This is a genomic window from Mycolicibacterium setense (assembly GCF_000805385.1).
GTDB lineage: Bacteria > Actinomycetota > Actinomycetes > Mycobacteriales > Mycobacteriaceae > Mycobacterium > Mycobacterium setense.
In genome coordinates, this window is record NZ_JTJW01000008.1 from 856,609 (window position 1) to 868,810 (window position 12,202).

The 12,202-nt window shown below is 65.2% G+C and carries 15 protein-coding genes and 1 tRNA gene; 7 read left to right on the plus strand and 9 right to left on the minus strand.

From position 1 onward, the window contains the following. Nucleotides 1-86 precede the first annotated feature (86 nt). From ahpD to QQ25_RS22370, 3 genes are all read right to left on the minus strand, one after another. Nucleotides 87-620 carry an alkyl hydroperoxide reductase AhpD gene (gene ahpD / locus QQ25_RS22360; RefSeq protein WP_029109914.1) on the minus strand — a complete coding sequence of 178 codons (534 nt, stop codon included), beginning with the start codon at nucleotides 618-620 and terminating at the stop codon, nucleotides 87-89. Between the two features lie 2 nt (nucleotides 621-622). Then, the gene (locus QQ25_RS22365) at nucleotides 623-1,210 is read right to left on the minus strand and encodes a peroxiredoxin (RefSeq protein WP_039322896.1); all 588 of its coding nucleotides are present in this window, start codon (nucleotides 1,208-1,210) and stop codon (nucleotides 623-625) included. 119 nt (nucleotides 1,211-1,329) lie between these two features. Continuing rightward, nucleotides 1,330-1,980 carry a nucleoside/nucleotide kinase family protein gene (locus QQ25_RS22370; RefSeq protein WP_039381014.1) on the minus strand — a complete coding sequence of 217 codons (651 nt, stop codon included), beginning with the start codon at nucleotides 1,978-1,980 and terminating at the stop codon, nucleotides 1,330-1,332. A 99-nt stretch (nucleotides 1,981-2,079) separates the two neighbouring features. Here QQ25_RS22370 and QQ25_RS22375 point away from each other — a divergent pair, with 99 nt between their 5' ends. The 3 genes from QQ25_RS22375 to QQ25_RS22385 all read left to right on the plus strand — a co-directional run bounded on the left by QQ25_RS22375 (nucleotide 2,080) and on the right by QQ25_RS22385 (nucleotide 6,004). Further along, a complete protein-coding gene (locus QQ25_RS22375; RefSeq protein WP_039381016.1) occupies nucleotides 2,080-3,516 on the plus strand; it encodes a neutral zinc metallopeptidase in 1,437 nt (478 codons plus the stop codon). A 26-nt stretch (nucleotides 3,517-3,542) separates the two neighbouring features. After that, nucleotides 3,543-4,079, plus strand: a complete 537-nt coding sequence (locus QQ25_RS31540; RefSeq protein ID WP_264020209.1) for a DUF4333 domain-containing protein — start codon at nucleotides 3,543-3,545, stop codon at nucleotides 4,077-4,079. A gap of 92 nt (nucleotides 4,080-4,171) precedes the next feature. Beyond that, nucleotides 4,172-6,004: a fatty acyl-AMP ligase gene (locus QQ25_RS22385; protein WP_039381018.1), complete on the plus strand. Its 1,833-nt coding sequence runs from the start codon at nucleotides 4,172-4,174 to the stop codon at nucleotides 6,002-6,004. Nucleotides 6,005-6,120: 116 nt separating this feature from the next. Here the strand turns inward: QQ25_RS22385 and QQ25_RS22390 are convergent, their stop codons facing one another. The 5 genes from QQ25_RS22390 to QQ25_RS22410 all read right to left on the minus strand — a co-directional run bounded on the left by QQ25_RS22390 (nucleotide 6,121) and on the right by QQ25_RS22410 (nucleotide 9,642). Next, a complete protein-coding gene (locus tag QQ25_RS22390) occupies nucleotides 6,121-7,110 on the minus strand; it encodes a hypothetical protein (RefSeq protein WP_039381020.1) in 990 nt (329 codons plus the stop codon). Nucleotides 7,111-7,329: 219 nt separating this feature from the next. Further along, entirely contained in the window at nucleotides 7,330-7,698 is a 369-nt protein-coding gene (locus QQ25_RS22395; RefSeq protein WP_039381022.1) for a SpoIIAA family protein, read from the minus strand. 44 nt (nucleotides 7,699-7,742) lie between these two features. After that, on the minus strand, nucleotides 7,743-8,156 hold the full coding sequence (locus QQ25_RS22400; RefSeq protein ID WP_201774255.1) for a hypothetical protein: 414 nt from the start codon (nucleotides 8,154-8,156) through the stop codon (nucleotides 7,743-7,745). An 89-nt stretch (nucleotides 8,157-8,245) separates the two neighbouring features. Further along, complete coding sequence (locus QQ25_RS22405; RefSeq protein ID WP_052235966.1) at nucleotides 8,246-8,938, minus strand: TetR/AcrR family transcriptional regulator C-terminal domain-containing protein; 693 nt, start codon at nucleotides 8,936-8,938, stop codon at nucleotides 8,246-8,248. 50 nt (nucleotides 8,939-8,988) lie between these two features. Continuing rightward, the gene (locus QQ25_RS22410; RefSeq protein WP_039381024.1) at nucleotides 8,989-9,642 is read right to left on the minus strand and encodes a nitroreductase family protein; all 654 of its coding nucleotides are present in this window, start codon (nucleotides 9,640-9,642) and stop codon (nucleotides 8,989-8,991) included. Nucleotides 9,643-9,755: 113 nt separating this feature from the next. Between QQ25_RS22410 and QQ25_RS22415 the strand changes: the two genes are divergently transcribed. Continuing rightward, a complete protein-coding gene (locus tag QQ25_RS22415) occupies nucleotides 9,756-10,505 on the plus strand; it encodes a potassium channel family protein (protein ID WP_110797709.1) in 750 nt (249 codons plus the stop codon). A gap of 8 nt (nucleotides 10,506-10,513) precedes the next feature. On the opposite strand, the gene QQ25_RS22420 is transcribed toward QQ25_RS22415, so the two are convergent. Next, nucleotides 10,514-10,597, minus strand: a tRNA-Leu gene (locus QQ25_RS22420). A 368-nt stretch (nucleotides 10,598-10,965) separates the two neighbouring features. On the opposite strand from QQ25_RS22420, the gene QQ25_RS31395 reads away from it, so the two are divergent. Genes QQ25_RS31395 through QQ25_RS22435 form a run of 3 tightly spaced genes read left to right on the plus strand, consistent with a single transcriptional unit; the run spans nucleotide 10,966 to nucleotide 12,186 of the window. Next, complete coding sequence (locus tag QQ25_RS31395; protein WP_234711952.1) at nucleotides 10,966-11,463, plus strand: hypothetical protein; 498 nt, start codon at nucleotides 10,966-10,968, stop codon at nucleotides 11,461-11,463. Beyond that, a complete protein-coding gene (locus tag QQ25_RS22430; protein ID WP_039322917.1) occupies nucleotides 11,444-11,827 on the plus strand; it encodes a hypothetical protein in 384 nt (127 codons plus the stop codon). The genes QQ25_RS31395 and QQ25_RS22430 overlap by 20 nt, the downstream gene beginning before the upstream one ends. Further along, nucleotides 11,824-12,186, plus strand: coding sequence for a DUF3817 domain-containing protein (locus QQ25_RS22435; RefSeq protein WP_039381028.1), 363 nt, complete (start codon nucleotides 11,824-11,826; stop codon nucleotides 12,184-12,186). The genes QQ25_RS22430 and QQ25_RS22435 overlap by 4 nt, the downstream gene beginning before the upstream one ends. Nucleotides 12,187-12,202: the final 16 nt, after the last annotated feature.

Below are 12,202 nucleotides of genomic sequence, written 5' to 3' on the forward strand. Positions count from 1 at the left end.
CGCCTCTCGGATCGCGAGAGGCGAGTTTATCTGTTGGGTTATGCGCGTAAGCCCGTTTCCGTGGCTTGAGCCTGGGTCTTACGCGTCTACACCGCCGCGAGGGCGTCCGCGGTCAGGAGCGCCTGGGCCACTCCGGAGACGATCGAAGCCAAACGGATGGCTTCGAAGATCGTCGTGCGGGACACGTCAGCGTCGCGCAGCACCGTCTCGTGTGCCGACAGGCAGTGCGAGCAGCCGTTGATCGCCGACACCGCGAGCGACCAGAGCTCGAAATCCGCCTTGGGCACACCGGGGTTGGCGATGATGTTCATCCGCAGGCCGGCCCGCAGGTCGTCATAGCGACCGTCGAGCTGTCCCTTGGTGCGGTAGAACACGTTGTTCATGCCCATGATCGCGGCCGCGCCGAGAGCGCCGTTGTAGGCCTCCTCGCTCAGCACGTCGAGGGCGTCCTCGGAGATCTCCTTCAGCAGCCGCTGCGACTTGGTCGCCGCCGCGGTCGCCACCAGAGCGCCCCACAGCTGCTGCTCGGTGAGCTCCGTCGACTTCACGATGCTGCCGAAATTGAGCTTGAGATCCTTCGCGTACTCCGGCAGCGCTTCCTTGATGTTGTCGATGCTCACGGTCAGACCGCCTCGGCCAACAGCTCACCGGCGTTCAGCGTCGGGTCGCCCTTCTTCCAGTTGCAGGCGCACAGCTCGTCGGACTGCAGCGCATCGAGCACACGCAGAACCTCATCGACGTTGCGTCCCACCGAACCCGCGGTCACCGAGACGAACTGAATCTCGTTGTTGGGATCGACGATGAAGGTGGCGCGGTCGGCGACGCCGTCGGCATTGAGGACACCGGCGGCCTGCGACAGCTCGCGCTTGAGGTCCGAGGCCATCGGGAACGGCAGCTTCTTCAGGTCCTCGTGCTGCGCGCGCCACTGGAAATGAACGAACTCGTTGTCCACCGACACGCCGATGACCTTCGCGTCGCGATCCTCGAAGTCCTCGTTCAGTTTTCCGAACGCAGCGATCTCAGTCGGGCACACGAACGTGAAGTCCTTGGGCCAGAAGAAGATGATCCGCCACTTGCCCTCGTCGTCCTTGCTGGTGACCTGGGTGAAATAGTCATCGGGCTGCTTGGCATCGACCTTGGACAGATCTCCGCCAACCACGGCCGTCAGGTCGTATTCCGGGAACTGAGAGCCAATCGTCAAAAGCGCCATCGCAACCTATCCAATCTCGCAAAGTTTTTCTGGAATGATTCCAGATTTACAGTTCGATTCTGGCTACCGGCTGATAGTTATAGCAACTCGATCAGACGTGATAATGCGCACAGACGACATCAGTGTGAGTTGGGCATCACGGCGTCGATCGATACCGCCAGATCGGCGCGCGCCGCGGTGGCCGCCACCAACCGGGCGTTGGGCTCGTCCACCTCGGCAACCCAAACCCGCGCCTCGTCCGCCGGCTTGCCGAACGCGATGTGACGGGCCACCAGACGCTCGACTCGCACATCGTCTTGTATTGCGCAATACCAGATTTCGTCGATCTCGGCGGCCACTGCGGACCAGCCCGGGTTGTCGAGCAACAGGTAGTTGCCCTCAGTGAGCACCACGGCCGCGTGCGGGAACACCGGAATCGCGCCGGCGATCGGCTGCTCCACGTCCCGCTCGAAACCCGGGGCATAGACCGTCTCGGTGCGCCTACGGATCCGGCGCAACAGTGCCGCGTAGCCGGCAACGTCGAAAGTGTCCGGCGCGCCCTTGCGCTCGAGCCGGCCGAGCCGGCGCAGTTCCACATCGGCGAGGTGGAAACCGTCCATCGGAACGTGGGCCACGGCGTCGCCGCCGAGCCGGGCACGCGCAGCGGCGACCAACGCCTCGGTCAACGTGGACTTGCCCGCTCCCGGCGCCCCGGTGATGCCGATGACCGAAGTCCCCGGCTCCGCGGCGCGCACCAAAACCCGGGTGAGCAGAGCGTCGAACGTACACATGGCGGTGCCATTGTCGCCCAGGTCATCGACAGCCGATGCCGAACGTCAGCCCGACCAGGTAGAACTGGCTGGGGTGAATCGCGTGAAAGGCGGCTCGAAGTGGCGAGGCTTCGCTGGTGGCTCGGTCTGGCCTGTTGCGCCGTATTGCTGGCCGGATGCGGCGGCAACGCCGCGCTGATCGGCGGCCGGGCGACCTCGATGTTGTTCCTGCCCGACCGGGTCGGTGGCCTGCCGGTGACCGACGGCCACAGCGGCATCCGCCCCGACGCCCCAGGGCCCACTCGCCGCGCCGAGAACACCGACGGCGGCCAGATCGACGACCTGGCGCTGCTCGCCATCGACGACATCGAAGATTTCTGGTCCCAGAACTACAGCGGCGGTTCATTGCCCGGAACCTTCACGCCCGTCTCCCGCCTGGTGTCCTACAACTCCGACGCCTCCCCCGGGCTCGAGCTGTGCGGGGAGAACACCGCCGGGCTGACCAACGCCTTCTACTGCCTCAAGAACGACGTGATGGCCTGGGACCGCGGCGTGGCGATCCCTGTTGCGGCACAGTATTTCGGCCAGATGGGCGTGGTCGGGGTGATGGCCCACGAGTACGGCCACGCGGTCCAGCAACAAGCCCGGCTGATCAACGAGAGCACACCCGTACTGGTGGCCGAGCAACAGGCCGACTGCCTCGCCGGGGTCTACCTGCGCTGGGTCGCCGCAGGCAAATCGCCGCGTTTCGAATTGAGCACCGGCGACGGCCTCAACCACGTTCTGGGCGGCCTGATCTACATCCGCGATCCCCTGATGACGCGGGTCGACGCGGTGCTCACGGGCAACGAACACGGCTCGGCCCTCGATCGGGTCAGTGCGTTCCAGATCGGCTTCAGCGGAAACGTCGACCAGTGCGCGGCCATAGATTCCGACGAGATCAAGAAGCGCCGCGGCGACCTGCCCAAGTTCCTCGACCTCTTCGGCGGGGCGCAGAGCGCAAACAGCACCATCACCACCGATCTCCTGGACAAGACCATGCAGTCGCTGCAGCAGGTCTACACACCCGCCAAGCCACCCACATTGAGCACCGAGCCCAGCGCATGCCCCGACGCCGGCCCGTCACCGCCCGCGTCGTACTGCCCGGCCACCAACACCATCGTGGTGGACCTGGAGGGCCTGAAAGCCTTGGGGGAAGCCAGGAACGAGAACGACGAGCGGGAACTCCTGCAAGGCGACAACTCAGCCATCTCGGTGCTGACGTCGCGCTACGCGCTGGCCGTACAGCACGAGAAGGGCTTGGTGCTCGACACTCCCGTGGCCGCCATGCGCACCGGCTGCCTGACCGGTGTGGGGCAAGCCAGGATGGCCGAAGACGGCCTGCCCATCACACTGTCCGCCGGTGACACCGACGAGGCGATCAGCAGCCTTCTCACCAACGGGCTGGCCGCCAGCGATGTCAACGGCAGGGTGCTGCCTGCCGGATTCACCCGCATCCTGGCCTACCGATCTGGCCTGCAAGGCGATGATCCGCAGTGCTACCAAAGGTTCGCGTAAGCGATGAGCCCACTCGAGGAGACCCGATGAGCGGACCCGAGCAACCGTGGTGGGCACGGCCCGGTGGCGCGCCCGTACCGGGGGGCACGCCGCCGGGCGCTCGCCCCGCTCGCCCCGCCGAGAGACCGCCTGCGCGGCATCCGTCCCCTCCCCCGCCGCACCACCATGCCCGCCCCGCCGCACCGCCGCAGAGCACGCCGCAGCCACCGCCACGGCCCAAGCCCGGGCGCCCCGACCGTCGTCTGCTCATTGGTGCGGCGGTCGCCGTCGTGGCGGTCGCGGTGATCGGCAGCGGGTTCTGGGTGTGGCACCGCGCAGACGCCAACAGCACCCGGCTCGACGTCCGCCAGGCCGAGGCCGGCGTGGCCCAGATCCTGTCCGATCCGATCAACGGCTACGGGGCCAACCGCGTCGTGGCAGTGGCATGCAACAACGGCGAGAATCCGGTCGTGCGGACGGGCGCGACGTTCACGTGTGCGGTTGAGATCAACGACACGCTGCGCCGGGTGATCGTGGAATTCACGGACAATAACGGGACTTATGCAGTTGACGGGCCCCGATAGAGAGACGCACGTCACATTTTCGGGGTCTGGTGACAACCCACACCCGACCACGCTGCCAGGCTTTATTAGAACCGCTATTAGTCTTACCGGTTATGGGTCGGGATCCCGCTGCAACCAGTGCTGTTGATTCGTCGACGTCGAACATCGAGAACTACGTTCGCGACGACGGCACGATCGTCGTACCCGACGGTGTCACGCTTACGTCCTTCCTGGATCGGAACCGGTTCACATTCGGGGACGAGCCGTCGTACCGCTTCCTCGACTACTCGACCGACTCCGACGGCCGCGTCGTCGAGCTCAGCTGGAACGCACTGTGGTCGCAGGTGTCCGCAGTCGGCGCTCGACTGCAGCAGGTCACCCAGCCGCGCGATCGGGTGGCCATCCTGGCTCCCCAGGGCGTCGAATACGTCGCCGCGTTCTTCGCCGCCATCCATGCAGGCAACATCGCGGTGCCACTGTTCGCGCCCAGCCTCGCCGGGCACGCCGAGCGGCTGGCCGCAGTGCTGGCCGACGCCAAGCCCACCGTGGTGCTGACGACAGCCGCAGCTTCGGAGTCGGTGCGGAACTTCCTGCGCACCCTGCCCGCCGCCGAGCGTCCCCGCCTGATCGCGGTCGACGCCGTACCGGATTCACTGGCCTCGATGTTCCAGGCTCCGACCGTCGACACCGATGACATCGCCTACCTGCAGTACACATCGGGATCGACCCGCATCCCGGCCGGCGTGGAGATCACCCACCGCAACGTCTGCACCAACGTTCTGCAGATGATCCTCGCCGGAGATCTCAGCATGGGAGTCCGCAGCGTCAGCTGGCTGCCGCTCTACCACGACATGGGCCTGATCATGATCATGTTCCCGGCGTTGTGCGGCAGCCACATCACCCTGATGGACCCGATGGCCTTCGTCCGGCGGCCTTACCGCTGGATCAAGCAGCTGTCCGCCGAGGCCGCCTACGGTCGAACTCTCGCCGCCGCACCGAATTTCGCCTTCGAGCTGGCCGCCGAGCGCGGCCTGCCGCCGGCCGGCGAGACGCTGGACCTGACCAACGTGGTGACGCTGCTCAACGGGTCCGAGCCGGTGACCATGGCCGCCGTCGAAAAGTTCACCTCCGCATTCGCCCCGTACGGGCTGCCCGCCACCGCGATCAAGCCCTCCTACGGGATGGCCGAGGCCACGTTGTCGGTGGCCAGCATCGCACCGAGTGCCGCGGCGAGCGCGGTCTATCTGGACCGCGAGGAGCTCAGCGCCGGACGGGCAGTCAGCGTGGCACCTACCGACGAAGGCGCCGTGGCGCACGTGTCATGCGGGCAGCCGATCCCGAACCAGTGGGCCGTGATCGCCAGCCCCGACGGCAACGAGGAGCCCGACTGCACTGTCGGAGAAATCTGGCTGCACGGCAACAACGTCGGCCGCGGCTACTTCGGCCGAACCGAAGAGAGTGAGCGGGTGTTCGGCAACAAGCTGCAGACCCGGCTCACCGACGGCAGCCACGCCGAGGGGGCACCGGAGAACGGCTACTGGCTGGCCACCGGCGACCTCGGCGTCTACATCGACGGCGAGCTGTACCTCACCGGCCGCATCAAGGACATGATCCTGATCGACGGACGCAACCACTACCCGCACGACATCGAGACCACCGTCAGCGCGGCCTCCCCGGCCGTGCGCTCCGGTTATGTCGCGGCCTTCTCGGTGGTCGGCGACCGCGGCGAGGAACTGGTCATCGTCGCCGAACGCGCAGCCGGCGCCGGACGCGCCGAGCCGGGGCCGATCGTCGACGCCATTCGCGCGGCGATCTCACGCCACCACCAGCTCCGGGTCGCCGACGTGCGCATGGTCGCCGCCGGGGTGATCCCCCGGACGACGAGCGGCAAACTCGCCCGGAACGCCTGTCGCACTGAGTATTTGAGCGGGAAGTTCAACAAGTAGGTTTTGGGGTCTGTTCAGCGCGGCCTGTTCGCTGCGGCTGTTCGCCGAAATCGACGCCAGGGTTGTGCTCACGCGCACGCAGCAGCCATAGCGTCGATCTCGGCGAATTCGGCGACCTAGTTGACGACCGTTGGACGCGGAGGCGCCCACTTGGTCAGGATGTCATTGACCGCCACACGGTTGAACCCGAAGAAGTCATGGGTGGCTTTCCCGGCCGGCTGCCAGTCACCGGTGACGACCTGCCCGTTGTACTCGTAGAAAGCAAACTCCCCGATGTTGGCGCCGAACGCCTTCCGGAAACTGGGTTCGGCCGCCGGATCCACCGCCTTGAACGTGATCCGGGCCGGACCGTCACTGTCGATGACGGTGTACGTCAACGGATTGTGCAATTCGGTGGCGCCAAGATTCGTGATGAAGATGCCCTTGCCGTTCGGCTCCAACTGGATGCGCGCGGTACCGGCGGCGTTGGTGAACTGGCCACCGTTCCCGGTAGCTTCGGCGAGCGTCGTTGCCACCGTGGCGCATTCGGACGAGGGTGTGCCACATGCCTGCACGGGACGCACCTTCGGCGGGCCACTGCGTTGCGGAATGCGGTCGAGCGTGAACTCCGGGTCGACGGCCGTCTGCGCCATGTCGAATGCGACCGCGCCGGCACTGAAGGTCGCGGTGGTGACGGGTTCCGGCAGCACCGCACCTTCATTCATCGCCCGCTTCAGACCCTCGGGCAGTGGTGCACCACTCAGATCGGTGCGGTACAGGGTGTAGAACCCCGTGCCCGATGGGCCGACAGACTCGACGGTTGGCCACCCACCGCTTCCCTGCGGTCCGGCGGTCACGGTGAAGCTGCGATCCGACTCCACCCATTCGCCCTTGCTCGGCGAAAAGATCAGCTGTGTCACCTCTTTCGGCTGCCACGAACCGTCGGTGAAAATGAACGTGCTCGACTTGAGCGAGTCACCCGTCGCGATCAGCGATTGGTAGCCGCCGATCTGCGCCGGCGTGGCCTTGGCCTCACGCGTAACCATGAACACGCCATCTGTCAGCGACTTCAGCGGATCAGTGTCGGCTACCGCTCCTTGCGCGGGCGCGGGTTGGTCGACGATCACCGACGGAGCTGCTTCCGGGGATGCAGAGGTTTGCTTCCCAGAACCCTGCTCCGCAGATTCGCCACCACCACACGCCGTCGCCAGCGCCAATACGCCCAGTACTCCTGCAACTCGCCATGCCACGATTGCTACCCCCTCCGTCAGCAAAATAGCAGGAGAGGGCTGAGGATGCGGGAACTCCCGCCGACGCGACCGGGAACACAAAGAACCGTTGGGCTGTCAGCCCGCGGCCCACTCCTTGGCGGCATCGAGTTCACCGAGCCCAAAGACCTTGAGCTCGCCCGGAATCATCCACGCGAACGCGTGCATGGCGTGGGCCACCCACTCCATGTCGGATACGACAGCGATGCGTTTGAACGCCGAGTGATGGCGGAACAACGCGCCCAAGCCGAGTTTCAAATCCTCGACCAGGCCACCGCTTCCGAAGCCCTCGTAGTCCGGTGAAATCACCTCGACGATCCGGATCTCACCGGACTGCAGCAACTCGTCCATCGTCGGCCGGAATTCGCGCAGATCATCACCACGCACACGGCCCGAAACTCGAATGCCGAACACACCCTCGGGCATGTCGGGAAGGACGTCGATCATCGGTACTCCTCCCGTCTCACACCTCGAGTCTGCACCCGACCGGCTCAGGAACGCCGAGACTCCCAGAGCGTGGATATCTCCGACGGCACGTTCTCGGTTTTGACGCCCGCTCTTGTCCACCCGCCTTGCTTGCCGGGCGTGATCCGGTAGATCCCGTCATCACCCGAATACACCCAGAGCTGTTCGGGTTCGGACGGTAGCCAAGTGATCATCACGCCGGTGCCGTAGGAGGCATGGTCGTGAAAAACCTCGTTGCCCGCCTTGTCGCGAACCACCACCGTCCAGGGTTTCTCCCCGTTCACTTCCGAGCCCTCCTGGGCGACGGCGGTGTAGGTGCCCGACGGAGACACCTGGGAGTGCTCGGGGGTGACGATTTTCGCGGCGACGTCGCTCCCGCCGCCGCAGCCGGCGACTATCGCCATCACTGCCACGATCAACACGACTATCCGTTTGTTCACCTGTATCGACATCCTTCCGCGTTGACGAGATGGAACGATACGGTCTGCCCGGCCGGACCGGTCAGTGCCCCGGCAGGATGATCAGAAAGTCAGCCGGCGCGCTGCTGCAGCATCGTCGTGAGTCCGGCAATGACCACGTCGAGATTGAACTCCAGCTGTGCGTGTTCGTCGGCCTCTGCTGCCATCGCCGTCAGTACTTGACGCAGCACCGTATAGGCGTTTTGGTCACCAATGTCTATGGCCGCCATGGCCTCTTCGTGTTGAGGATGGATTCCACGGTCGGCACGCAGCAGGGCGTCGCGTGCTGCAGACAACGCCAACTCGGCGACGGTGTTGGCCGCCCGGCCGGCCTGCTCGACCGCAAAGCCGGCGTCGACAAGAGTTTCGAGGACGAACTCGGCCTGGCCCAAGGCCGCCAGCCCGATGGCGCCCTCCATGGGGAATGCGTCGTGGACCCCGAGTTCGGTTATCGCATTACGCGCCCGGCGCGCATACCAACGCAGCACGTCGCGCCAGTCTCCGTCGAGCGGCGGTGGGACACGCTCGAATTCCACCTCGAATACCGCAGATGCCATGAGCGCCAACAACGTTTCACGATCGCCGATGTGGTACTTGACCGACTTGCGGTCCACGCCCAGGGCGTCAGCCACCGCCTGCATCGTCAAAGGCTCGGGCGCGATGCCGAGCGCCGCAGTAACGATCTGCTCGCGGTTGATCCGCGCCGGGCGTCCTCGCCGCGCCGGTGACGCGGCGGCGTCGCTGTCGAGATCGTGACCACTCACCTCCGCCAGCGTAGATACTCGCGCCTCGAACCAGGGGCCGCCGCTGCCGCCTACAGAAACGGCCGATTGCCGTAGCGATCGAGGGAGACGAATTCTCCTACCGGGCGACGGGTTGTGGGACCGTACTTGCCCTTCGGCCAGCCCAGCGGGATGACCGCGCACGGAGTGACGTTCCACGGCAAGCCCAGGGCGCGCCTGGCCAAGAACTTGCTCCACAACGGCATGGTGATCAGTGCCGCGCCCAATCCAGCGGCACGCGCCGCCAGCAGGAGGTTTTGCACCGCGGGAAAAATGGAACCGTAGGCACCGCTCGCCGCCACCGACGGCCAGGGCGGAATGACGCCCTTGAGGCAGGCGACGACCACGACGGGGATCTCGTCGAAATGATCGGCCTGCCATTCGACCGCCTTCACGTTCCGGAGCATCTTGGCATCCATGCGGCGCACGAGCAGCCGCTTGTAGAGCGGGCCGCCGACCTTCAAGGCTCGGCGATTCAAGCCACCGAGTTTGGCGACGACCTCGCGGTCCCTGACGACGATGAACTCCCAGTTCTGTGCGTTCGAACCCGTCGGCGCCTTCATCGCAAGTTCCAGGATGTGGAGCAGAAGCTCATCATCAACGGGATCGCTCTTGAGCCGACGGATCGCCCGTTGCGTGCGCATCGCCTCTTCGAGTGGCATGGACAGGGCTTCGTGTTGCGTCATGGCCTCAAGTTCAACACGGCCGGCAACGCTCGGGGCCGTCTCGGACGAACACTCGGCATCGACCGGTGCGATGTCGGACGCTGCTGGTTGGCAGTGGTTGCATAATCACTGCCGTGACGATGCAGGATCGCCTCGACAGCTGGGAACACCGCGCCGAGTGGCCGCTGGCTGCGGTCGCGGCGGTCTTCCTGGCCGCCTACTCCGTCGAAGTCCTCGTGCAACCCCGCGGCCTCGGTGCCCACGCGATCGCGCTGGCCACCTGGCTGTCCTGGGCGGTGTTCAGCGCTGACTACGCGGCACGGCTGTATCTCGCTCCCGACCGCAGGCAGTGGTTTGTGCGCCATCTCGCCGACCTGGCGATCGTGCTGCTGCCGCTGCTGCGACCGTTGCGCTTGTTGCGGCTGGTCGTGTTGATCGGCGTATTCCAGAAAGCCATCGGCCATGCCATCCGCGGCAAGGTCATCCTCTACACGATCTCGGGTGCGGTCCTGCTGGTGTACGTCGCCTCGCTGGCGGTGCTGCAAGCCGAGCGTGGCCAACCCGACGCCCACATCACCGATTTCGGCGATGCGATCTGGTGGGCGATCACCACCATCACCACCGTCGGCTATGGCGACATGTTCCCGGTCACCACCACCGGACGAATCATCGCCGCGCTGTTGATGATCGGCGGGATCAGCCTGGTCGGTTCGATCACCGCGACCATCGCGTCGTGGATCGTGCAGACCGTGGCGGTTGACGATGCTGCCACCGCAGCCGCGACGGCGGCCCATATCAATGAGCTCCGTGCCGAGATCGCATCGCTGCGTGAGGAATTGAGGACGCCGGCAGGCGAAGGCTCGGCAGCCGACCACCGACCCTGAAACTTGAGTGCGGGCGGTGGGACTCGAACCCACACGTTCTTTCGAACACCGGCACCTAAAGCCGGCGCGTCAGCCAGTTGCGCCACGCCCGCGCGGCATAGCGATGATACCCGCCCGTATCGCGACCAAATCTGTCGGAGGTCGGCGATACGTTGAAGACATCGGTAGCCGGGAGGGGCGCGATGTGCGGTCGGCAGACGAGTTCCACCACGTCCGGTCCCTCATCGCGGCCGGAGTGAATGACTGCGAAATCTCACGACAGACCGGCATACCGCGTCCGACGATCCGAGACTGGCGAACCCGCCCGCCCAAGCAGTTGCGGCAACCGCAGGCGGCGTCAGCGTGCGGCGTAGACCATGACTTCAGCGCGCTGCCACCGGCCGCCTACTCGTATCTGCTGGGGCTTTACCTCGGCGACGGCTGCATCTCTCAGCATCCACGTGCCACGCGCCTACGGATCGTGTTGGACATCAAATACCCGGCGATCATCAACCGCTGTCGCGAGGCCATGGAGTTCTTGATGGATGGCCAGTATGCGGGATCTGTCACGAAGAAGGGCTGCGTCGAAGTCTCGATGTATTCGCAACATTGGCCGTGCCTGTTCCCTCAGCACGGGCCAGGTAGAAAGCACAATCGCCGCATCGCCCTCGAACCGTGGCAGCAGGATCTCGTCGACCGCGCAACCGATGAGTTCATCATCGGCCTCATCCACAGCGACGGCTGCCGCGTCATTGCCAACGATCGCGGTGTCACGAGCATCCGTTACCACTTCTCGAACAGATCCGAGGACATCATCAACCTGTTCACAGCAGCTTTGGACAGTCTCGAAATCCCGTGGACGCGGTCCACGAAGTACATCGTCTCCATCTACCGCAAAGCAGCCACCGCCTACCTCGACACATTCGTCGGCCCCAAGGCCCGCGCCGTACCATGGACGAATGTCCACTACACGGCGTAGGAGACCAGCGCTCATCGCGCTGGTCTTCCTTGGCGCCGCCGGCTGCCTGGCACTGGCGTGGTGGCAGTGGACGCGCTACGAATCGGCATCGGGCACCTTCCAGAATCTGGGCTATGCCCTGCAGTGGCCGATGTTCGCCGGGTTCTGTTTCTACGCGTACTACAAGTTCGTCCGCTACGAAGATGCCCCACCGGAGCGCCCCGCCGACGAGGTCACCGAGATCCCCGCCGGCCTGCTTCCGGAGCGCCCCAAGTCCCCATCCCCCGACGCCGGCGACCAAGAACTCTCGGAGTACAACGCCTACCTTGCCGAGCTGGCCAAGTCCGACTCACAGGCCGACAAGAAAGACAGGACCGACAGATGACCGCACCAGAACCGGGCGCCGAGGTCTCGCCGCATGTTTCGACGCCGAAGGACACCATCCGTAAAGCCTTGCTGGGCTACCGCGTGATGGCTTGGGCAACCGGTATCTGGCTGATCGCGCTGTGCTACGAGATGGTGCTCAAGTACATCGTCCAGGTGGACAACCCGCCGAGCTGGATCGGCATCGTGCACGGCTGGGTGTACTTCGTCTACCTGCTGTTCACGGCGAACCTGGCGGTCAAGGTCCGCTGGCCCATCGGCAAGACGATCGGAGTGCTGCTCGCAGGCACGATCCCGCTCCTGGGCATCATCGTCGAGCACTTCAACACGCTGGAACTCAAGAAGCGCTTCGAGCTGTAACGACGGGCCGCCAACC

Coding starts and splice junctions, on each gene's coding strand:
- QQ25_RS22365 (WP_039322896.1), bottom strand. CDS start 1,210: ATGGCGCTTTTGACGATTGGCTCTCAGTTCCCGGAATACGACCTGACG.
- QQ25_RS22370 (WP_039381014.1), bottom strand. CDS start 1,980: ATGTGTACGTTCGACGCTCTGCTCACCCGGGTTTTGGTGCGCGCCGCG.
- QQ25_RS31540 (WP_264020209.1), top strand. CDS start 3,543: ATGAGCGGACCCGAGCAACCGTGGTGGGCACGGCCCGGTGGCGCGCCC.
- QQ25_RS22385 (WP_039381018.1), top strand. CDS start 4,172: ATGGGTCGGGATCCCGCTGCAACCAGTGCTGTTGATTCGTCGACGTCG.
- QQ25_RS22395 (WP_039381022.1), bottom strand. CDS start 7,698: ATGATCGACGTCCTTCCCGACATGCCCGAGGGTGTGTTCGGCATTCGA.
- QQ25_RS22410 (WP_039381024.1), bottom strand. CDS start 9,642: ATGACGCAACACGAAGCCCTGTCCATGCCACTCGAAGAGGCGATGCGC.
- QQ25_RS22430 (WP_039322917.1), top strand. CDS start 11,444: ATGTCCACTACACGGCGTAGGAGACCAGCGCTCATCGCGCTGGTCTTC.
- QQ25_RS22435 (WP_039381028.1), top strand. CDS start 11,824: ATGACCGCACCAGAACCGGGCGCCGAGGTCTCGCCGCATGTTTCGACG.